The organism is Vibrio sp. 10N.286.51.C3, from assembly GCF_003050065.1.
Lineage (GTDB): Bacteria > Pseudomonadota > Gammaproteobacteria > Enterobacterales > Vibrionaceae > Vibrio > Vibrio crassostreae.
In genome coordinates this window covers 16,292-37,091 of sequence record NZ_PIGC01000007.1, presented here as the reverse complement: position 1 = coordinate 37,091, position 20,800 = coordinate 16,292, and the positions used below count along the sequence as shown (strand labels likewise).

Genomic DNA, 20,800 nt, shown 5'->3' with positions numbered 1-20,800 from the left:
TACAGATTCCTAACTTAAGGGGCAAAAATTATATTATTACTGACCTGTTAAGCCACTTTCTCCTCGATAGATCACTCGATCGTTACCGCGGTAGATGCCGAATGTGACTACGGTAGAGGGATCTTCATCGCCTAACTGTCGCCAGTTGTAGCGCAACCATGGTTGCTCTTGATCGCTACCTGAGCAAGTAATAGGGTTTTCACCAGTTTTAGTGGTTGGTTCTGAGTCATCCATTCTTAACCACAAGCGGACTTGCTCACGAGGTGCATCTGTACCAGAAGGCGTGTTTTGGTTCGCAGCTACGTCTTCCTCTCCATCATCTACGCTGTCATTGCCGTTAAGCGAAGCTAACGTGGTTGTCGCACCGTCGCTATGCCAGATCACTTGTTTACAAGAATTAGCCCCATTTAATGTGCTACGGTCATCATCCTCGTTAACAACAAACTCACTGCCATTCCAAAACTCAGCACGAAGTGGAATCGTTAAAGTAGAACCGGAATTGCCACCAATATCATCGAGCGCCATTCGACCATAACGAGCTGGAGGCTGAATCAGAAGCTCTACAGAGTCTGTCAAAGTATCTGAATCAGTAAATGACACTGGATCAGCACCGTCTACCATTAAACCGAAATGAGTAACGGTAGAGTTAGTATCCGATGTATTAAAGGGATTATCCTTGCGGCTAACCCCATCAGAATCCGTAACTCGCTCAAAAACAGCGGCACTATCGTTCAATAACCAGTGCTTGCGATCAGTTGACCAAGTGCCAGCTCCGGTATCAAGCAAGAACCTATTATCGATAGCGGTATCATCTAGAACACCAAATTCTGCCTGTAAGTCTGAATGGAAGAAACGATAATTGTTAAGCGCGTTGCCGACACCGCTTTCACCTGATGCCATTGGGTACACTTGATGAACAGCTGAGTCGTAAGGTTGACTCAAATAAGCAATGTCGTTTTGATTCGCGACATTCCATTCCGGAGTACCTTGAACAAAGAATTTAGGATAAAAGCGACCTATCGATTTACTGCCAGAGAAGCCACCCAAAATCGAACCGTAAAAACTCCCAGTTTCTGTCGCAATGAAGTTAAAGCTACCCGCTTCTGAGTATTTTAAACTCTCGAACTTATAACCTTTATTCGCTTGGTCATTCGACGAAATTTGTTTAGTTAGCTGAGCTACAGGGGTCAAATCACCTAACTTAGCGTCAGGATAAACCGTAATTAGAGGTGTATCTAAAGTCGTTGTAACTTCGACGCTTGCTGTCGACTTAAAGTAATTGTTCGTCAGCAAGTTATCGTCAGTACAAACTGCAGATGAATTTGTATGCTTTATTGGGCGAGCATAAACATCGAATGACTCTCCCGCACTACTGAAACTGTCTGAGTCTTTATCGTTACTGTTTCCGTCCGAACTCTTATTAGTGCAAATTGCAAATTTCCACGGACGAGAGTAGACAGAGAAACTCCCTTCAACATCGTAACTCCCATCTTCAGGGCAGCCAGCAAAACCAGTACAATCAAAACTATTGTCTTTTAGAGTGACGTTGAAAAGCCCTGATTCAGACATAGTTAAGTCAGTTGAGGCGCTACCTTTTTTGAACTCTGGTAAGTAAGTCAGCGAGCCATCAGAACCACTCCAAGAACTATCAAGCTTGTGAGTAATGGTAACTTCATCCCCAGCTTCACCTGTATAGTTTTCAGCAACAACAATTGAATCACCAGAATCACACGCTAAAACTTTAGTTACTGTCGGTGTAGCCTGCCCCGCAATAACGTCGAGACGATTTGTTGGAGTATTGCCATCCACTAAAGAGAATTTAAATGGTACGAACTTGAACTGACTTTCTACCTCTTTGCCAGAATCATCTACTAATGTCGCCGTTAGCTTATAACCCGTATCAAAATCAATATTGGCAGTATCTTTAGCGACAACTTTTAAAGTTAATTCACCATCCTCATTTGAAACATAGTTAGGGTATGCTCCAGTACCTTTACTTACAGAAACATCAAACTCCTCAGGAGTTGGCGTGATATCTATAGTCACTCCTAGGCTTTCTGCCACACTATTATTCGAAGTGTTAATCGTGAATTGAGGGGAGTCGTCGCCACACATCAAGGCTAGATCCGTCGCCGGAGAAATATCTATCTCGTAATCATCTGCGGGCTCAAAACACTTGTTCGTAGCTATGATCTCAGAACCATTGTTTAAGGTTATGCTTTTCGCAGTAACAGCCCCTTCAACCACGGCGTTATTGCTCAAGATAACGTTTTTTTCACTGTACAATAAGCCGACAAATTTGGAGTTATTTGCTAAATCAACCCAAGAATGGATAACGCCACCATTATAACTAAGATCGTGGACGTAAACCGTTAATTCACCGTTATCTAGTGCAGAGAAGTTGGAGCCATTGCTTAAAGCAAAGCCTTTCGTATGTATTTCAACAGCATTCCCCGGAGGTATTTCTATGTCACCAATGGCATTAATACTATCAATCCAGTACGTCCCTGTTTTAAAAACCAGTGTCGCATTATTATTTATAGTTAATGTCCCAATAGATTCGTTATTTTGAAAAATTCTCGTTTGGTTGTTCTGTACCGTTACTGTTTCCAAACCAGAATCTGGAGCTTGAAAGCTTTCTAATTGCTGTTTAGTTACACGCAACCCGGTATCACCAAAACACTCCGTTCCATCACAACCCTTGCTTTTACGATCAGTTACGTCAGATTGAGCAAAGCCAATATATCTTTTGCCTCCCGATATAGGAGCTCCTGATATATTTGCATTATTTTCAATGGTTATTGATGCTTGGTTATTACTAGTCCATGTTTGAGCGGGCGATGGAAACAACTCACAAATTTCAGACAATGGCGGTTTATCGAATAAGAAGTAAGAAAAAGGTTCAACAACATGTCCTCTTTCAGGATCCTTGGTCATATCCTCTTCGTTGATAAGAGAGACCCCTGTTTTACTTACCGAACATCTACGCAGCCAGCCACCATTGTTACCATTTCGAGTTCTTTTAGATGCAAGCAAAGTCGGTGTAGAAGTAAAGCCTGATACTGAAAAAGGGCTGACAAGTTTGCACCCCTCAGTAATCGGTTTAATTATATTGTCATTCAAGGTTGTTGTTTGTTTCGTTGAGCCTTGACCAAGCCAGAATTTACGACCATTAACAAAACCTTGTCCTAGTCCTGCGACAAAACCAACCTTTTCTGGAGTTATTGAATAGCTATTACGACTAACCTCAGAACGGTCAAGTACCAAAGAAAACGAAGAGCGAGAGGGGTTTAACGCTATAGGAGTCAACCACAATGGAGAACCATTAATGCTATTCTGAACAGTTTGAATTTGAACTAACACACCAGGAGAGCTATTAAAGCTTTGGTTTAATCCAAAATCACTAAAACGCACTGTCTTATTACTATTTCCCAAGCCCCCGGCATTTGAATATGTTTTATCGTAGCTAACTTCACCTGCAACGATTTTTGCACCGTTATCGAATTCAAGCACTCCCGGTTCAATAACCAAATAGTCGATATTTTCCATGGGGGCATCAACATAAGTAACTACTTTATGTCCACTGTTATTAGGGTTGCCACATTTCCCTCCGGGTTTCATTCTTACACACGCCTTTGTGGTAGGAGGGAGGAGTTGCTTCACTGATGCTCCAGACGTCGATACTGACATAACACGCAAATCTGAGGGATATTCAGTTGTGTTTGAATTAAAATTTGAGCGACTAGAGTTGACAGTTGCCATAACAAAAACAAGCGGAGGTGACGTATAGGTATTACCAAAATCAAGCTCGCAACTTACTGACGCTCCGGAAATAGTACATTTATCGGCGGGAATCGTACCAAACTCAAACTGAGGGTTAGTATTAATATTAGCTTGAACTAATGGAGATAAAAAAAGCGCAACTAATAATATTGAAAAATGCTTTATCATAACTACTCCCTCACCCAAACTTCTTGGATACGCTGTACTTGGTTGATACCTGAGCCACAGATAGCTGTTGATTCTATTTTGAAAAAGCCAACGCCATCTAAAACGCCGATTTGTCGACAAGTTAATTGATCGACAGTGCAGATGGTTGACATACCACTACTCACTTGGTTTGAGTTTAAGTTGCTACACACAGTGCTCACACTCGTTGAAACCGCAGGCGACACCGTTAATGGATAAACTTGAGTGAGTGCCCACTCATTCGCTGAATGTGCTAATAGCCAAGCCTGCGTTCCAAGCTGTTTACGCGTCAATGTATCGTGATTTGACCACTGAACTTGTACTAAAGAAGTCGCAAGGAAGCCCATCACCACAATAACAAATACTGCGACGACCAAAACACTGCCTTGTTGAGATGATTTTCTATGGCGCATTGAGTACCTGCACATCTTGTTGGTAAACACTTACTTCACTGTTTTGCTCAAGCACAAGGTCGACGTGAATCACACCACCTCGTTGTAAGCTTGGTTCTTCATAACGAAAATTACTTTCAGCATAATTAATACTATCCGCAACGGTGACTCCATTGCGTTGAATTAGGCCTTGATTCTGAACGGTATCATTCACCAAACAGTAACTCACCGAAGCACTCTCATCGTAAATATAATGGCGTTGAGCAATAGACTGACTGCTAAGATTAACAGAGGTCGCGGTAAACACATTATTCGTGGAAATTAAACCTGAGACTGAAATCCGTTTAGTTGAGCCCGCTCCTAAGTCAGAGTAATTCGTTGGGTTAATAATTAGGAAGTCGTCTGCGTCGAGTATTGGGGAGTCCTGGCCGATAATAAAATTCAGCTCGTCTGTTGCTTCATCAAGATGATAAAAGCCTGAGTACTTAATAGCGTAAAAGGTGAGACATTTTTGAGCAAAAGCCGAAGCAGGCATAATGCTCGAATCAAAACTGTTAGGAACCGCGTGGCTTATCTCTCGCGACATTTTCTCGACAACAAATTGCCCTTTCACTTGCACCTTTTGTCTATCGATAGTGTCGACATAACCTTTCATGCCGTATTCAACAAAGCCTGCGATCGCTAAACCAATCACACCTACGACGACAATCGTTACAATCATCTCAATTAAGGTAAAACCACGTTGGTTCATCAGTAGTTCCCCTTGTAAGCGATAACGCTGTAGCGGTTGTTGCCACCAAAGATCTGTAACTCAACACGCTTCATCGTGCCAATAGCATTATCGTTAATACCATCCATGTTTTGATCGTAAAATACGGAGACTTCAACTCTAAAATTGGCATAACTGCCTTCAATATTTTCATCTAGGATATTAGCAAGCGGGTACTTAATAGGAGATACACATGCTGATTCAGTGGTATCGGTGTACCAACAGCCAATATAATCATCGACATCATTGAAAGCTGCGGGCGTTGCCTCTGAACCATCAGTTCCTAGTTCACTTGGCGCAGAACATGACGCCTCTCCAGCATCACCACAACGAACCAAACCGCCCTCAAAATCACTATGCTCATCAAAGCCACGTGCCAATATTTGATTCATCAAACTCTGCCCTAAAGCCACAGAACGGTTTTGATACTGTGGGTCTGCTGAACTTGCCACTTGTGGTGCTAAAAAACTAGTAATCGTGACCATCGCAATACCCAAAACGATAATCACAACAATGCTTTCAATCAGAGTAAAGCCACGTGAATGAATCATAGACATGCTCCCTCACGAACATAACCTTGAGAATTAATACAGACTTGGGCGCTATTGCTCGAAGTGGTTGAGTTAATCGTAATGTTTACTCCAGCGCTTACTGAAGGATTTCCCAATAAATCAAAGTCGATAACAGTATTCGCAGGAGAAAACGTTATATCTGATATACGTACATAATCACTACGCGCATCGGCTTGTGACTTTTGAGCACTGTTCGATAGATTTAAACTGCACGCCGCAACTGAACCTAGACAGTCACTATTTATAGCAAGACGAAAACTGTCATTTACGGCAGAAACGTTCGATTGCATTCGGTTTACTTGGATTTGGCGAATAACGGAGATAGCTTGTTCTTGTGCAGAAAAAGTAGAAAAGCTAGAAGTACCAATGAAACGGCTTACTGCAAAGGTGGAAACAATACCGAGGATAATGATAACGATAATCAGCTCTACCAGAGTAAAGCCGTTGGGTGTGGGGCTGTTATCCATAATGAGCCTCTAACTGCCTAGCGAATACTAATTATACAAGATAACGAAACTGATGATCTTATGTATATGAATAGTTTTAATATTTATGTGTTGTGGATAGAAAAAAGGCCAGCAGGAGCTGACCTTTCAGATCTAGATAATGGAGGTTACTCACATGCGCCAGCAACTGCATCATCACCAGTAGAACTAACTACTCTAGCTGTAGCTTGTGCTGCAGAGGTAGCTGATGTGTAACGAACACATTGAGCAGTAAAGCCTTCAAAACCGTAATCAACTGTAGCGCCAGCACTAACAGAGCCGTCAGCAAGGTATACAAAACCATCCATATCGATAGCAGCAGCAATACCTGCAGAAGTAGCTGTTGGGTAACCCCAGATAGTTTGAACGCCTTCAACATCTACAGTTGTATTTGAAGTTTCTTCGCCTTCAATAGCAGCTTTACCAAATACAATGCCTGAAGCACCGTTCATAGCACCAGCTAAACCTTGAAGCGCTGATTCCTTCGCATCATCTTGCAGGTTTAGGAAACGTGGTGCCGCAGTTACAGCAAGAATACCTAGAATAACAATTACAACCACTAGTTCAATTAGGGTGAAACCGCCTTGTCTTTTCATAGTTAAGCTCTCTCTATGTTTAATTTTACGCAGACTTACTGCAAAGTTACGGTCACACGACCAGTTTTAATTTCGTAAACAAATTCATGCTCAGTACTACCTTCTAATTGAACGTAAGTACAGGTTGCATCACCTGAATTCGCTTGCGCTGAATATTTGTAATTTGAGTCGTTAGCGACATCTGCCACTGCACCTACTTTAGGTGGATTTTGCAGCAAGTTTTCCATCAGTTCAGAACATGTTTCATCTGAAATATCTTGTGGCGCGGTGCTCGAATTATTGTTCAGAGTCCACGGATAGCCATCTCGAAAGTCAGTATCGACGTTGCTACTGTTCTTTGATCTTGTTAACCAAAAATCAACACCATCATAATTTACAGTATTGTATGTCTCAACACCAATCTTCTCTGACGGTCTTGCTTCTGCTTCCCACTGTGCTCTTGCCGACAAAACAGCGGTCGCAAAACCACCAGCGACACCTTCAATGCTTGATTTCTTAGCTTCATCAGTTACATCGAGAAAACGAGGTAATGCAGCAACCGCCAATAAACCAACGACCACGATCACTATCACTAATTCGACAAGGGAGAAACCCTTTTGATTCTTAAGCATTTTCTACCTACTCATCTAATTATTAACGCGCATTATACATTCGCGCACGTATAAAACCATACAAAAACTGTCAATATTTTCACAAAGCCAAAATATTGGCTTTCACACTAAACCTTTCTTTTTCGAGCAATATATCTAGCTGATACTTATCAGCATAATGATAACTACAGTGAAACCGTATGTTATCACTCTTATCTTCAACACTTGGAGATCTTAGCCCTAAAATGCTTCCTTGGGGATACAATTGATCCAGCCAATAATTACAGTCTCGCTCCGTATCTTGAATCGGTTTTAACCAGCCTGTTCGACTATAACTTTTGGGGTGCTCCGGATCATTGTTTTGCTCGGAGCCTGATAACAAATACTGCTGTTTGAACAAATTGGCTTGTTCTAAAATCCGCTTGCTCGCCACAATAAATGCCGTATTAGTCGCTTCTTCTTCTACCGTTTTAAATGCCGAAAGCACACCGACAATAAGAAAAAGAATAACCACAGTCCAAATAACAAAACGTGAGCGTTGTAGGTTATTTAGCATTCCCTAGCCTTTGATTGCATCCAACATTCCCCACATCGGCAAGAATATACCTAGTGCTAAAATCAGCACCATGCCCGCAACGATGGTTAACAAAATGGGTTCAATTCTGGCGGTTAAGGTTTTTAGATCGTAATCGACCTCGCGATCATAAAAATCAGCCACTTCAAGTAGCAACTCATCAATACGACCCGTCTCTTCACCAACTGAAATCATTTGTATCACTAGCGGTGTGAAAATTTCGCTGTTGACCGCGGTCGATGAGACCGTACTACCGGCTTCAATGGCTGACTTCATTGCTTGAACTCGAAGCTCTAGAAAACGGTTATCCAAAGCCTCAGCGGATAAAGCTAACGATTGGTTTAGTGGCACGCCCGCTTTTAGCATCAAAGCAAACGTACGTGAGAAGCGTGACAATAGTGCTCTATTCACTACCCCGCCAATAACCGGCATTTTTAAGCGTAATCGGTCCCACTTCTCCAAGCCTTTGTCTGTTTTAACCCAGGCTTTAAACGCAAAAATAAGGCCAAAGATCACGCCAAGCATTAAGCCCCAGTAATTAACAAAGAACTCCGACATACCAATCAATATACGAGTCGGCAGCGGAAGGTCGACACCGAAACGTGCGAACATGCTCGAGAACTGTGGAATAACCTTGATATTAAGAATGAACATCGCAATCAAAATAAAGCTAATCACGAAGGTTGGATAGCGCATCGCGGTCTTGATTCGCTTACGAGTCTCAACTTCCTGCTCATAGTACCCGGCCAACTGCAGAAGAGCCTGATCTAAACGACCCGTGTTTTCACCAACACCGATCATCGATACAAACAATGGACTGAATACCTTAGGGTGCATCTGCATTGATGCCGCTAGTCCACGACCATTAGTTAGCTCAGCGACCACTTCTTCAAGTGCTGCTTTCAGCTGTTTATTTTCGCAATTTTGAGTGAGGCCTTTCATCGACCTTAATAGTGGTACACCCGCTTTAGTTAAGCTGTATAACTGTCGGCAAAACAGAACCAACACCTCTAAAGGTACACTCGGAGAGAACAGGCTCGATACATCCATATCTAAGACTGAACCGCCACTTTTACCTAGTTTGATAGAGGTTGGAATGATCCCCTTGCTCATCAAACTTTCAGCAGCAAGATCTTCGTTATTCGCATCCAATTGACCACTTACTTGGCTACCATCAGAGCTGCGACCTACATAACGATACGTTGGCATATCACTCTACCCCTATAGATAAATTGGGTCAGTGGCACCGGAAGCATCACCTTCGCCAAGATGCATTATCTCATCGAGACTCACAACACCTTGCAGAGCCAGTTCCATCGCAGAAGCCAATAACGGTTTGTAGTTTTCAGACAGTCTCGCCGTTTGAGCAAAACCAACTGCATCATTCGCTCTTAGTGCATCCATCATGTTTTGTTCTAGCTCCAACATTTCAAATACACCAATACGCCCACGGTAACCGGTTAAATTACAGTTCTGACAGCCACGGCCTTTCATAAACGGCACACCCACTTGGTTAGGGAAACGAACGCTTAGCCATTGCTTACGAGGTTCATCTAACTCATCCTCAACCTTACAATCGGTACAAACTTTGCGAACCAATCGCTGTGCAACGACCGCTCGAACAGCGCTCGCGACCAAGTAACCTGGTGCTCCCATATCCATCATGCGCAGTGCACTGTCTACCGCATCATTGGTATGGAGGGTGCTTAATACTAAGTGGCCAGTCAGCGCGGCTCTCAAGCCAATCTCAACCGTTTCGTGGTCACGCATCTCACCAATAAGAATGATATCGGGATCCTGACGCAAGAAGGTTCTTAGGACTGTAGAGAAGTCGAGATTGATCTTAGGGTTTACCTGAACTTGGTTCACACGAGGAAGACGGTATTCCACCGGATCTTCCGCGGTAATGATCTTTTTACCCGGTTCGTTGAGCTCACTTAATGCCCCATACAGGGTTGTGGTTTTACCCGAACCTGTCGGCCCAGTAACCAAGATCATACCGTGCGGGCGGCGCAGCTGTTGACGAAGACGAATCAACAGATCGCTCGGTATACCCGAGGCTTCAAGTTTACGTAGTCCTGCAGATTGGTTAAGCAGACGCATCACGACAGACTCACCGTGCTGTACTGGCATGGTCGACATACGAATATCAACCGACTGACCTTTAGCACGGATATTAAAGCGACCATCTTGAGGAAGACGTTTTTCTGAGATATCGAGGTTTGCCATCAGCTTTAAGCGCAGTACAAGTGCAGAAGCAATGTTCACTTCGTTCAGCAATGTTTCATGCAGCACACCATCAATACGCTGACGAAGACGCAGTACGTTTGAGTCTGGCTCTATATGGATATCAGAAGCGCCGACTTGGATTGCATCTTCAAATAACGAGTTAATTAGCTTTACTACTGTAACTTCGTCACTGTCTTCTTCAGCGATATCGAAATCAAAGGCATCATTAACTTGGTGTTCAGCGTGAAGCTGCTCAGCAAATGAGGCGATCTCTTTAGTTCTTCGGTAATAGCGATCGAAGCCATCAACTAATTGCCTCTCTGGAGCGACAACGAATTCAAGTGCGTAATCTCCTAACTGACCAAGCAAAGATTCTTGGGCAAACAGGTCGGCAGGGTCGCTCATTGCAACACGCAAAGTGTCACCTTGGCGTCCAATCACCAATGCACGAAGGCGACGAGCATGTACTTCCGGTAAAAGCTGTACCGCTTCGACATCGACAACAGCTCGGCTTAGATCAATAAGAGGAATCGCTAACTGCTGCGACAAGAAACTCAACATCTGTTGCTCTGACAAGAAGCCAAGTTCAATCAGTGCATCACCCAGCTTACGACCGGTGCTTTTCTGAGCAGCCAGTGCTTGCTCAACTTGAGTCTCCGTGATAATGCCCTCTTCGACAAGCAAATCACCAAGCCTTTTTCTTAATCTAATTTGCATCGCCGCTCTCCTCTAAAGCATTGAGTATTTTTAACCTGTCACGCACAAAGCTTTGTGATTGAGATGAGATACCTACTCTGGTTAACGCACCTTGGTATGACGCTTTAGCTGCTACGAAATCGAGCTGACGTTCTTGCTGGATCGCTAAGCCTAACCACCAGCGAGCATTATCTGAATCAATCTCAACCAACTTTTGGTAACTTTCCAAGGCCACTTCTTCTTGCTGAGACTTTTGACTCAATGCTGCACGCATAGCTAGATAATCTTGTGTAGGGTTCGGCGGTAAATGTATTAATGGACTTAAAGCCGCTTCTGCTTGGTTTGCTTTAACCAAAAGCTTAGATAGGCCCAAGCGTAGCTTTTCGCTGTTAATATTAAGCTTAATCCCTGACTGAAACAGCTCGTACGCTTTACGTGTATCACCCTTACCAAAATAGAGAATCGCGAGTTTCTGACGAACATCTTCATTTCGTGGCGTATAACGTAGAGCTTCAGTGTAGCCTTTCAGAGCACCAGTAAGATCATTCGCATCAAGCGCTTTTTGAGCACGCCCTTGTGCATTCACAGATAACTGCGCAGGTGTTAACTCAACCTGTTCGATCAACATTCCGTTATTTCCTGAACCACCAGAAGTTACTGACCCATTAGAGATAGAGGCTGAGGCTGAATCTGTTTTTGCCACATTAGCAACATAAGTCGGCTGAGGAATTTCAGTCTTAGTCGTTTGAGGCGCGCTTAGAGATTTCGTTGATGCTTGCTGTTTTGTCGGCTGTGGGATAGACGCTGCAACCGGTTCAGATACGACTGGCTTAGCTTGAACGCTTTTTACCATCGCAGTGTTTTCTGTTGAAAAGCTGGCAGTGTCTAGTGTCACCAATTTCGTAGTTGGTGATGAGATAGGTTGAACTGCTTCCTGAATACCATTTGAATCATCAACGACAGAAACCTGAACCTGTAAATCTCGAGTTGAGATTGACTGTTCAACAATAGGCTGCTCAATCACTGGACCTTGCGATATCGCCCAACCGCCCATTGCTAAACTCAGAGTAAAACCTGCTGTGACCCAAACCAATGGGGAACGTGTTTTTACTTTAGGTACGACTGCCGCTTCAATCGAAGTCGCTGATTTTTTCTTTGCCAATTCAGACAAGGCGTTGTTAATGACGCTCATAATTAATTCCAACCCCACAGTATTGGCGTTTTAAATTTAGGCTTACACACATCGTATGTTTCATGCATAGCGGAAAACAGATGCTGGTTGTCGATACTTTTCTTATCTTCACTGAACGAAAGCAATAGAGCCTTATGACAAAGTTGATTGATCAATCTAGGGATACCTAACGACGATCGACAAATCGCCTTTTTTTGATTCAAACTGAACAACTCAGGATTACCACCAGATTTAGCGATCCGGTTATCAATATACGCCACCGTTTCATCGAGAGTCAGCGGCCTCAAAGTTGAGCTAAACGTGATTCTTTGGCGAAACTGTCTGAGATGGTAAGCCTCTAGTCGAGCATCCAGCTCAGGCTGCCCCAATAAAACAATCTGCAGCAGCTTCTTATCTTCTGTTTCAAGGTTGCCAAACAGCCTTAGTGTTTCGAGAGCTTCATCCGATAGAGCCTGAGCTTCATCAAGAATTGCCACCACTCTTAAACCCGAATTGTGCAATTCAATGAGCTTATGCTGAATGTTGTCAACCAAGGTTGCTTCACTGTCGATAGTCAAACCGAGCTCTTTAGCAACGGCTTGGCGTAAGTCTGCACCTGAGAGCACAGGATTTGGCAGGTAAATTAGAGCTGTGCAATCATTTAGGTGATTGACCAGCATCCGGCAAACCATGGTTTTTCCAGTACCGACCTCTCCGGTGACCTTAATCACGCCCTCGCCCATTTCTAACGCCGATATTACCGTCTGAATCGCTTCAAAGTGAGGCGCTAAACCATAAAAAAAATCGGTATTCGGCGTTAAGGTAAATGGCAGTTGTTCAAAACCAAAATGAGCTTGATACATAAGTAACCTAGCTTAGTTAGATACTGCCAATCTACATTGAAAAAGTAAGTAACTACTCTTCATCATCTGGGAACCACTGTTGAAGCAGATCTCGAGAACGCTCTAACTCTGTTTGCCATGTGTTCACACCGACGATTGTCGGTTTAAGCAAGATCACAAGCTCAGTTTTTTGCGTCAACTGACTGGTATTACGGAATAAATGGCCGAGGGCTGGAATATCACCAAGGAATGGAACTTTAGAGGTTACATCGCTGGTATTTGATTTCATCAAGCCACCAATAACCACAACATCACCATCTTGAGCACGAATCACTGAGTCAGACTCACGAATAGAGCTTTTTGCCAAAGGAAGCGTCACGACCCCCGTTGTTGAACCCAAGTTAAGCTCTTTGACCTCTTCATCCACCTCAATAACTGCCGGGTGGACATGTAAAAACACACTGCCTTTATCATCGATCTGAGGTGTCACGTCCAAAGAGATACCAGAGAAAAACGGGGTTAATTCAACCTCAGGAGCGACATTCGCGTTATCGCCACTACCAACCGCACTTGATAAATCAGTTACATAATATTCATCAGTACCGACTTTAATAACCGCTTTCTGGTTATTCGCAGCTGTCACTCTAGGGCTAGACAGCACGTTCAAATCTCCCTGTGTATCCATGAAACTTAATACTGCTTCAAAGCTACCACCAGAAACAACTAGGTTAGATTGACCACCTAAAGCTGCACCAATTGGGTCCATCCCTGGCAATGTACCTGGGATTATCGTACCGGCTGCATCTTTAACAATAGAGCCCATGCCAATTGTGTAGTTAGTACCATTTGACGAGAACATCTTGGTCCAGTTAATACCCTGCTGGTAGCCATCACTCAAAGTCACTTCCATGATCTTTGCTTCCAAGATCACTTGGCGTTGTAAGCGCTTCTGAGAAATGCCTAAGAACTCACGAACTTCACGGATTTCATCAGGATAAGCACGCACAGTAATCACACTGGCTTGCGGGGTAACAACGACGCTCTGTCCATCACCAGAACCAATTAAGTGAGCAACGGCGGCTTCAAGTTGTGGCCAAAAGTCACTTTCAGAGGTCGTTTCAATCTCTGTACCACCGTTCGATGTAGAATTCGATGAGTTAGAAGAGTTGGATGAATTCGACGAATTTGAATTGGAACTGGAAGAGCTCGACGAGTTTGAATCAGAAGTCGTGATAGTCCCTGTCGTGATCGTCGTTAATGAGCGACCAGAACGTTTAACTTGTAAGTAATCAACAGGAATCGTTACTGTACGTAAACCTGCAGGGTAAACCTGAATGACTTTTCCACGCTTTTCAATATCGTAGCCATACATGTCCTGAGCAACAGCCAGCACTTCATCTAACGTCACATCGGTTAAATTAAAAGTGAGCTTTCCAGAAACACTTGGATGAATAGCAGCACTATACTCAGTACCTTTCACTAAGCTTGCAAAAAAGGTTCTCGCTTCAACACCTTTTGCCTGAATACGAAAACGCTTAACCGTTTCCATCCCCGGAGACATAGAGTCAGAACTAAGCTGAGGCATAAGGTCATCTTGTACCGACGAAGGCAGCTCATGAAGCGCTCTGCTATTGGCTTCATTAATTGATTCGTTTAAAGATTCTTTAATCTCAACAGGATCTCTATGCCCCATCGAACAGCCGACCAAAGATGACACTAGGATTGCAACTACAAGTTTACGCATGTCTTCACTCTAACCTTAATTATTCTTAACATCTAAAGAGAACATCTCTAATTTCCACTGCTTAGAGCTTCTCTGCAGAGTGACGTATTCTGGATCTATGTTCTTAACTCGGTACCCTCTGATCGTTTCCCCTTGGCCGAGAATCTGACCATTCATAATCGCATAGCAAGGCGTATCTCCCTTACACACGATGCTTTCTAAAGAAGGTAAGCGATAGCGAGTTGGTGCTTTCTTAGCAGGTGCCGTTTTCTGTTGAGGTGAAAGCCAGCCTAATGGCGCCGTTGGATCTTGCTCAGCCCACACCACGGAACTGCTAAACAGCAGAAACAACAAAAGAGTTCTAACCACCGATAAACTCCTGTCTGGTACCTAATGTATAAACCTCGAACACCAGTCGAGCTTTAGGATATTCCTCTACCGTGTATTCAAATGTGCGCCAGTAATAGCTAACAGGAAGAGACTCAAGTGCTTGAAGGTAAGCTGAAATATCAAAGTAACTACCTGTTAGTTCCATTCTCACAGGGTGAAGAAAGTAGCCTGAATATTCACTGGTTTCTTTATTGTTCGAAATCGCCTCTGGTTTTAACGACTCTAGCGATTCAAGCTTAAGCCCATTGCCGGCATTAAGAACACTCTCCAATAATTGCGACATTTGAGAAGGCGTAATCAACCCGTCGACAATTTCTGAAAGCTGCAATGAAAGATCTTGGCTCTCTCGCATTAGTTTCTTGTATTCGAGGTTAATTTCTTTATCTGGGTCTTTGTTTAACTTAGCTTGTAGAACAAGTAACTCACCTTGCTGCCTTTGGTTTGATTGAGTCAGGCTGGTCGCCTTAGCATTTTTCGCTTGTAAGTTGAGATACGCGGGCTCTACCAATAAGGTAAACAACAACATGGATAGGCCAACAAAACCACACACGAAAAGTAGCCATTTTTCTCTTTGGCTCAATGCAAGAAACTTATCGCTAAGTTGATTCCACTGCTGCATTATTTACTCTCCCGACGAGTACTTAACTCAAACGTCACCACATCCTGATCATTACGACCTATTTTTAGTTTTTCAAAAGCACGTCCAACTAAATTAAGCTCACTTTTAAACTGACCAATCCAGTTCGGAACGACATTTGCGTTACGAGCCAAGCCACTAAGATCTAAAGTATCGTGGGTCATGTAGATGTGCGAAAGAGAGATGTCATTTCGGCCTAGTTTAGCTAAGGAATTCATGACGCCAGAATACCCGACTTGTTGGGATTCGTCGTATTGCCCGACCGCCTTCAAAGCCTCTTTTTTTGCTTGAGTCTCACGTTTGAGACGCGCAACGGCCGCCACTTTCTCTGGGGACGGTTTGTGTTGAGTTAACTTACTATTCAATTGGTTAACTTGCTTGTTAAGTTGATTCGAGTCTTGTTGCAGGGCTGTTAGTTCTTTATCTAGATTAGATACTTGGTACTGCATCGCGAAGTAACCACCAAGCAATAAAACACAAACTAGCCCCCAGCTCGCAACAACATTGGTCAGCGTAAAATATTCTTTTTTAGGCTTAAGATGTTCAGGGTAAAGATTGACCTTAAACGTCTCTTTTTCAGCTGCGAGTTTAACCAACAAACTCTCTGAATTATCACGTTCATCTTCAGCCAACAATGAAACTGTCGAGCTCAATGTACTATTTAAGGCACTTTGTAACTCTGCTTCATCTTCTTCGTCACAGCAAATTTTCAGCTGGTGAAGCTGTGTACCTTTAATTTGTGAAGAAAGGTAATCAATCGAGCGTTGAAGCTCTAAAGCGAGACCATCTAACTGCAGAGCACTTGACGCAACACCCGTTAAAGGTGGAACAACACTGCGAATCGTTCTTTGAAAACAAACGGTATTTTCAACAAACGCACCCAACTTAAAGTGTGAATTAGCGCTGCGCTGTAAAAGGATGAAGTTAGACAACTCGCCAGCACTGTAACCCCAGATTTCATCTTCAGGAGCTACTCCAACTAATTCGATCTGAACCGAGTTGGCAATATTTAAAAGCTTATCTAACAGCTTTTTAGGCAAGACATACACTTGCAGCTTGTTCGACGTCGGAAGCGCGACCGCACTCGCCGTGATCTCAGTAACCCTTTCAGAGACGAGATCTTTGAGTAAAAATGGCAACGCAACCGACCATTCACTCTCTGGAATATCCGGTTTATCAAGTTGATAGGTTTGGTAGTAGTTAGCACAGACAACCAACTGGAGACGATTACTGGCAAACGCCTCACTGCTAAGCAATTTTTTTAGCGCACTCTCCCAGTCCCCATTAACCACGGGAATACTGGTTACTTGAGGTTCTTGTTCTGTCGATGAAATATAAATGGCATCATTGCCCAGCAGGACAACTTGCGAGCTACCTTTATTATTCGTTGGCTTTATCTTGTCTAAAATCGCTTTAAAATTCATTCTTAACTACTACTCTTACGCCATCGATTTCTTCGTCCAACTTTTACAACAGATTCCGCTTTTGCAGCCTTTTCAACGTGGTTAGGCAAAGGGATAATTTGTTGTTCTTCGTCGAAATATCTTCCTTGATAGCCGTTAATGCCTAACTCTATCAAAGTATTCTTCTCTTGTTTTGTCTCGACTCCAACGGCAATAACTTGAGTTGGAGAGTCACCGCATGCCCCAATTAAGCTTCGGACAAACAGTTGATTCTCATGCCTTTGATCAATTTTCTTGATTAAGCTTCGATGAAGCTTAATGTAATTAACCTTTAAGTCTTTTATATAGTGAGTGCTAACAATGGTTCGCCCCGCTTGACCAACCACAACTTTACACCCTAAACCTCGTAGCATCTTTGCCACCGGTCTCATATAATCAAGATGAGCAATCAAGTGCCCTTCTGGAAACTCAAATGAAAGCTGAGAGCGGTGCTGAGCAGAAAGCTGTAACAACTCACTCCTAAACCACTTAAAGTGCTGTTTATTAGCAAACGGGGTAACATTCAGATTCACCGAATAGTTGATAGGTTGAGTTGATTCTTTCAGCGATTTCAACACAACCTTTAGAACCGATTGGTCCATTTGAGCTTGATAACCCACTTGCTCTACCGCAGGCATAAATCGAGACGATTTCAATAAACCTTTATCAGGATCCTGAATTCTAGTAAATATTTCTCTATGTAATTCATTAGCTTGACCAGATTCCGGCATAAGATAACACCGCTGAGCAAAGATTACTAAATTTTCAGGAAGCAGCGCTTTATCAAGTAATGTTCTCCAACGAACACTGCCTCTATCCAACTCATTCTTATTCTGTTTCGGGTAACGGCTCCAGTTATTAATACGCTCTAACTGAGCACTCTTTAATGCCGTTTCCGTTTCATCCATGATCTGGCTGTGACGATCACCTTCGGTATACATAGTCACACCGATATGACACCAGTTATCAGATTCCAAAGGCTCTGGCGGGGTTAGCTTATCCAACTGCCTTAAACATTGACCTGCCAAGGTCGCAATATCTTTTGCACCCTGGTGAGGGATGAATACAGCAAAGTCCGCTTCGTAATAGCGAGAAAAAATGACATCTGGATAACGCTGAACGATATTCGATAAGACTTCACCGACTTCAATAATAAAGCCGTCAGTGATTTGCTTGTCGTTAGCATCACGAACTTGTTCCCATTCGTCGATACGTATCAGTAACACACCACCTCGAGCACCACTTTCATGTAGTACCGATTCCAGTTTATTATCAAATAAAACTCGGTTTGCCGTGCCCGTGAGTTTATCTAGGAAGGTATGGGTACGAATAAAGGTATCAAAGCGACTTCGCTCTTGACGAGCATCTTGTAGCTCTTCAATCAATACATCTAAGGCTTCACTTGCCGTATAAGGCCATTCACGCTCATCCCCCTTTGCGTGAGGTTCAACCTGTCCAGCAAGGATCATTCTTCCTCGCTCTTCTAAGATCTCAGAACCCATGAGTTGCTCTTTCAACCAACGAACACCGCGAGCCAGACAGAACAAGACCAATGCGACAGCCAAAGTAATTGACCACATCGCTTCCATTGAGTAGTTGTAGCCAATATAAGGAGGGAGTGCTTTAAATTCGATTCGATACCCTTCATTACGCTCTAAAATGAAGCTTTTCTCATAAAGACGATTGGGATCAATTTGTGGGGAGGTATCTTTGAAACGATAGACGATGCCAGTCTTGTTCGAGAGTTTCATCTCAACAATATTGCTCGCCTGCAACATTTTAGGCATCCAACGCTGCATTGAATACGCGGCGTCGGGATCTTCCATCTCTTTATCTACAACGTCGACAATACCAACCAAATAATGGTCTAAATATTCCTGTCCAATACGCTTAAAGGAAAGTGTGCCACCAATAAAAAGAATGAACATCGCGCTGATCACTATCACGGTGACAAATGCGACCAATCGGGTGCTCAACTTTAGTGTCGGGGTATATCTCATGAATAACGAAATCCTTTTCAACTCACATTATACCGTATTGCTACTTATACTATAAATTGACGTTGTAAATAAAGCGTTAAGAATTGTAGGTAACAAAAAGCCGCGATGAACGCGGCTTTTTCCAATTTAATACTGTCTTTATAATATATTAAAAACAGAGCTTAAAATGGGATGTCATCATCAAAATCCATTGGCGGCTCATTATATTGAGGTTGAGCCTGCTGAGGAGCTTGTTGAGGTGCTTTCGGCTGCTGTTGAGCTGGAGCACTGTATTGTTGCTGCTGTTGTTGTGGCTGCTGTGGCTGACCCCAACCACCTTGCTGTTGGTTGTTACCCATGCCACCTTGAGCAGGAGCACCACCTTGAGCACGGCCGCCAAGCATTTGCATTACACCGTTGAAGCCTTGAACAACCACTTCAGTTGTGTAGCGATCTTGACCGCTTTGATCTTGCCATTTACGCGTTTGAAGTTGACCTTCAATGTAAACTTGAGAACCTTTACGCAGGTACTCACCAGCAACTTCCGCAAGCTTGCCAAACAGAGCAACACGGTGCCATTCTGTTTTTTCACGCTGCTCGCCAGTTGCTTTATCACGCCATGACTCTGACGTTGCAATGGTAATGTTCGCTACTGCGCCGCCATTTGGCATGTAACGAATTTCAGGGTCATTACCTAGGTTACCCACTAATATAACTTTGTTAACTCCACGGCTAGCCATGATTTGCTCCGTCTAAATTCATAGTCTCAGAAAATTTTTAGCGCACAAGAATAGCATGCTTTTCTGTTGTGATAAATCGCTTCCTATTCTCACTCCACCACAAAGAATAAAAACGTAACAAATCATGATATTCAGAGCGATGTTGCTTTTTTCTCCACTTACAAACCACTCATTTACTTTGATAATTGATATTCAACGCAAGTCACTATCAAGGCGCTAGAGAAGCGAAAGCCTGCATGACAACGTGGAATCTAATCCCACTCAAACAGGACGTTTCAATGAGAAAATCAAGATACGCTCGCACTTTACACTTTCTGTGCATCGACCCAAACGATACCTATCTACATGTAAAAGAGATAGAAAAGCACTTATCTATTATTCTCTACAAAATGACACCCGACGAATTAATGCTAGTTGATAGAAAGCAGAGTAACCGGATCTTACTCGTCGATTACAGAGAGGTACCACAACTACTGGTTATTTGTCCTAACCTGACTGTTATGTGGAAAAATCACGAAATCATTTTATTCAATGTCCCCCAGCAACTTCCAACCTCAGAGCTTCTTACCTATGGGGTACTAAAAGGACTCTTTTACAACACTGAACAAAAGGACAAGATTGCTCGTGGTCTTCAAGAAGTCATTGATGGCGATAACTGGCTGCCAAGGAAGGTAACCAATCAACTGTTGTTTTATTATCGCAATATGGTCAATACCAACACGACACCAACCAATGTTGATTTAACCATTCGTGAGATTCAGGTGATTCGCTGTCTTCAATCAGGGTCTTCAAACACACAAATCGCCGATGACTTGTTTATTAGTGAGTTCACGGTTAAATCTCACCTCTATCAGATATTCCGTAAGCTTGCGGTAAAAAATAGAGTTCAAGCGATAGCATGGGCAAACCAGAACCTGCTTGCATAATCGACCCACCTCTTAGTCTGACGATAATTTTGAGGGAAGCTCTAGTAAACCATGGCTATTGTTGCTGAATTTTCGACA

Annotated in this window: 19 protein-coding genes; 1 reads left to right on the top strand and 18 read right to left on the bottom strand. The window is 43.1% G+C overall.

Annotation, left to right across the window (positions count from 1 at the left end; all coding sequences use genetic code 11):
- Nucleotides 1-36 precede the first annotated feature (36 nt).
- The 18 genes from CWO27_RS09250 to CWO27_RS09165 all read right to left on the bottom strand — a co-directional run bounded on the left by CWO27_RS09250 (nucleotide 37) and on the right by CWO27_RS09165 (nucleotide 19,796).
- Nucleotides 37-3,951, bottom strand: coding sequence for a DUF6701 domain-containing protein (locus tag CWO27_RS09250; protein ID WP_107898896.1), 3,915 nt, complete (start codon nucleotides 3,949-3,951; stop codon nucleotides 37-39).
- Between the two features lie 2 nt (nucleotides 3,952-3,953).
- Complete coding sequence (locus CWO27_RS09245) at nucleotides 3,954-4,382, bottom strand: MSHA biogenesis protein MshP (protein ID WP_107898895.1); 429 nt, start codon at nucleotides 4,380-4,382, stop codon at nucleotides 3,954-3,956.
- Nucleotides 4,372-5,112 (bottom strand): prepilin-type N-terminal cleavage/methylation domain-containing protein, encoded by a 741-nt coding sequence (locus CWO27_RS09240; protein ID WP_107898894.1) that lies wholly within the window; start codon nucleotides 5,110-5,112, stop codon nucleotides 4,372-4,374. The genes CWO27_RS09245 and CWO27_RS09240 overlap by 11 nt, the downstream gene beginning before the upstream one ends.
- Nucleotides 5,112-5,681 carry a type IV pilus modification PilV family protein gene (locus tag CWO27_RS09235; RefSeq protein ID WP_107898893.1) on the bottom strand — a complete coding sequence of 190 codons (570 nt, stop codon included), beginning with the start codon at nucleotides 5,679-5,681 and terminating at the stop codon, nucleotides 5,112-5,114. Before CWO27_RS09235 ends, CWO27_RS09240 begins: the two co-directional genes overlap by 1 nt.
- Nucleotides 5,678-6,169, bottom strand: coding sequence for a prepilin-type N-terminal cleavage/methylation domain-containing protein (locus tag CWO27_RS09230; RefSeq protein WP_107898892.1), 492 nt, complete (start codon nucleotides 6,167-6,169; stop codon nucleotides 5,678-5,680). The genes CWO27_RS09235 and CWO27_RS09230 overlap by 4 nt, the downstream gene beginning before the upstream one ends.
- Nucleotides 6,170-6,315: 146 nt before the next feature.
- A complete protein-coding gene (locus CWO27_RS23900) occupies nucleotides 6,316-6,783 on the bottom strand; it encodes a type II secretion system protein (protein WP_107898891.1) in 468 nt (155 codons plus the stop codon).
- Nucleotides 6,784-6,818: 35 nt separating this feature from the next.
- On the bottom strand, nucleotides 6,819-7,394 hold the full coding sequence (locus CWO27_RS09220) for a prepilin-type N-terminal cleavage/methylation domain-containing protein (RefSeq protein ID WP_017062964.1): 576 nt from the start codon (nucleotides 7,392-7,394) through the stop codon (nucleotides 6,819-6,821).
- A gap of 79 nt (nucleotides 7,395-7,473) precedes the next feature.
- Nucleotides 7,474-7,929 carry an MSHA biogenesis protein MshF gene (locus CWO27_RS09215; RefSeq protein ID WP_107898890.1) on the bottom strand — a complete coding sequence of 152 codons (456 nt, stop codon included), beginning with the start codon at nucleotides 7,927-7,929 and terminating at the stop codon, nucleotides 7,474-7,476.
- 3 nt (nucleotides 7,930-7,932) lie between these two features.
- Nucleotides 7,933-9,156 carry a type II secretion system F family protein gene (locus tag CWO27_RS09210; RefSeq protein ID WP_060982974.1) on the bottom strand — a complete coding sequence of 408 codons (1,224 nt, stop codon included), beginning with the start codon at nucleotides 9,154-9,156 and terminating at the stop codon, nucleotides 7,933-7,935.
- Nucleotides 9,157-9,168: 12 nt separating this feature from the next.
- On the bottom strand, nucleotides 9,169-10,893 hold the full coding sequence (locus CWO27_RS09205; RefSeq protein ID WP_107898889.1) for a GspE/PulE family protein: 1,725 nt from the start codon (nucleotides 10,891-10,893) through the stop codon (nucleotides 9,169-9,171).
- Nucleotides 10,883-12,064 (bottom strand): tetratricopeptide repeat protein, encoded by a 1,182-nt coding sequence (locus tag CWO27_RS09200; RefSeq protein WP_107898888.1) that lies wholly within the window; start codon nucleotides 12,062-12,064, stop codon nucleotides 10,883-10,885. Before CWO27_RS09200 ends, CWO27_RS09205 begins: the two co-directional genes overlap by 11 nt.
- Nucleotides 12,065-12,066: 2 nt before the next feature.
- Nucleotides 12,067-12,906 (bottom strand): ExeA family protein, encoded by an 840-nt coding sequence (locus CWO27_RS09195; RefSeq protein WP_055318979.1) that lies wholly within the window; start codon nucleotides 12,904-12,906, stop codon nucleotides 12,067-12,069.
- Nucleotides 12,907-12,958: 52 nt separating this feature from the next.
- Complete coding sequence (mshL, locus tag CWO27_RS09190) at nucleotides 12,959-14,629, bottom strand: pilus (MSHA type) biogenesis protein MshL (RefSeq protein WP_048657949.1); 1,671 nt, start codon at nucleotides 14,627-14,629, stop codon at nucleotides 12,959-12,961.
- A gap of 15 nt (nucleotides 14,630-14,644) precedes the next feature.
- Nucleotides 14,645-14,977 carry a hypothetical protein gene (locus CWO27_RS09185; RefSeq protein WP_048657948.1) on the bottom strand — a complete coding sequence of 111 codons (333 nt, stop codon included), beginning with the start codon at nucleotides 14,975-14,977 and terminating at the stop codon, nucleotides 14,645-14,647.
- Nucleotides 14,970-15,617 (bottom strand): type 4a pilus biogenesis protein PilO, encoded by a 648-nt coding sequence (gene pilO, locus CWO27_RS09180; RefSeq protein WP_102432807.1) that lies wholly within the window; start codon nucleotides 15,615-15,617, stop codon nucleotides 14,970-14,972. The genes CWO27_RS09185 and pilO overlap by 8 nt, the downstream gene beginning before the upstream one ends.
- Nucleotides 15,617-17,059 (bottom strand): MSHA biogenesis protein MshI, encoded by a 1,443-nt coding sequence (locus tag CWO27_RS09175; RefSeq protein WP_107898887.1) that lies wholly within the window; start codon nucleotides 17,057-17,059, stop codon nucleotides 15,617-15,619. The genes pilO and CWO27_RS09175 overlap by 1 nt, the downstream gene beginning before the upstream one ends.
- A 2-nt stretch (nucleotides 17,060-17,061) precedes the next feature.
- Complete coding sequence (gene csrD / locus CWO27_RS09170) at nucleotides 17,062-19,077, bottom strand: RNase E specificity factor CsrD (RefSeq protein ID WP_048662719.1); 2,016 nt, start codon at nucleotides 19,075-19,077, stop codon at nucleotides 17,062-17,064.
- Between the two features lie 161 nt (nucleotides 19,078-19,238).
- On the bottom strand, nucleotides 19,239-19,796 hold the full coding sequence (locus CWO27_RS09165; RefSeq protein WP_017061342.1) for a single-stranded DNA-binding protein: 558 nt from the start codon (nucleotides 19,794-19,796) through the stop codon (nucleotides 19,239-19,241).
- A gap of 278 nt (nucleotides 19,797-20,074) precedes the next feature.
- On the opposite strand from CWO27_RS09165, the gene CWO27_RS09160 reads away from it, so the two are divergent.
- Nucleotides 20,075-20,722 (top strand): LuxR C-terminal-related transcriptional regulator, encoded by a 648-nt coding sequence (locus CWO27_RS09160; protein WP_029222919.1) that lies wholly within the window; start codon nucleotides 20,075-20,077, stop codon nucleotides 20,720-20,722.
- Nucleotides 20,723-20,800: the final 78 nt, after the last annotated feature.

What these genes read in the sequence shown, in the direction of transcription:
- CWO27_RS09220 (WP_017062964.1), bottom strand. Translation starts at nt 7,394, where the DNA reads ATGCTTAAGAATCAAAAGGGTTTCTCCCTTGTCGAATTAGTGATAGTG.
- CWO27_RS09245 (WP_107898895.1), bottom strand. Translation starts at nt 4,382, where the DNA reads ATGCGCCATAGAAAATCATCTCAACAAGGCAGTGTTTTGGTCGTCGCA.
- CWO27_RS09200 (WP_107898888.1), bottom strand. Translation starts at nt 12,064, where the DNA reads ATGAGCGTCATTAACAACGCCTTGTCTGAATTGGCAAAGAAAAAATCA.
- mshL (WP_048657949.1), bottom strand. Translation starts at nt 14,629, where the DNA reads ATGCGTAAACTTGTAGTTGCAATCCTAGTGTCATCTTTGGTCGGCTGT.
- CWO27_RS09210 (WP_060982974.1), bottom strand. Translation starts at nt 9,156, where the DNA reads ATGCCAACGTATCGTTATGTAGGTCGCAGCTCTGATGGTAGCCAAGTA.
- CWO27_RS09205 (WP_107898889.1), bottom strand. Translation starts at nt 10,893, where the DNA reads ATGCAAATTAGATTAAGAAAAAGGCTTGGTGATTTGCTTGTCGAAGAG.
- CWO27_RS09215 (WP_107898890.1), bottom strand. Translation starts at nt 7,929, where the DNA reads ATGCTAAATAACCTACAACGCTCACGTTTTGTTATTTGGACTGTGGTT.
- CWO27_RS09175 (WP_107898887.1), bottom strand. Translation starts at nt 17,059, where the DNA reads ATGAATTTTAAAGCGATTTTAGACAAGATAAAGCCAACGAATAATAAA.
- CWO27_RS09235 (WP_107898893.1), bottom strand. Translation starts at nt 5,681, where the DNA reads ATGATTCATTCACGTGGCTTTACTCTGATTGAAAGCATTGTTGTGATT.
- CWO27_RS23900 (WP_107898891.1), bottom strand. Translation starts at nt 6,783, where the DNA reads ATGAAAAGACAAGGCGGTTTCACCCTAATTGAACTAGTGGTTGTAATT.
- CWO27_RS09250 (WP_107898896.1), bottom strand. Translation starts at nt 3,951, where the DNA reads ATGATAAAGCATTTTTCAATATTATTAGTTGCGCTTTTTTTATCTCCA.
- csrD (WP_048662719.1), bottom strand. Translation starts at nt 19,077, where the DNA reads ATGAGATATACCCCGACACTAAAGTTGAGCACCCGATTGGTCGCATTT.
- CWO27_RS09160 (WP_029222919.1), top strand. Translation starts at nt 20,075, where the DNA reads ATGAGAAAATCAAGATACGCTCGCACTTTACACTTTCTGTGCATCGAC.
- CWO27_RS09240 (WP_107898894.1), bottom strand. Translation starts at nt 5,112, where the DNA reads ATGAACCAACGTGGTTTTACCTTAATTGAGATGATTGTAACGATTGTC.
- CWO27_RS09165 (WP_017061342.1), bottom strand. Translation starts at nt 19,796, where the DNA reads ATGGCTAGCCGTGGAGTTAACAAAGTTATATTAGTGGGTAACCTAGGT.
- CWO27_RS09230 (WP_107898892.1), bottom strand. Translation starts at nt 6,169, where the DNA reads ATGGATAACAGCCCCACACCCAACGGCTTTACTCTGGTAGAGCTGATT.
- CWO27_RS09195 (WP_055318979.1), bottom strand. Translation starts at nt 12,906, where the DNA reads ATGTATCAAGCTCATTTTGGTTTTGAACAACTGCCATTTACCTTAACG.
- pilO (WP_102432807.1), bottom strand. Translation starts at nt 15,617, where the DNA reads ATGCAGCAGTGGAATCAACTTAGCGATAAGTTTCTTGCATTGAGCCAA.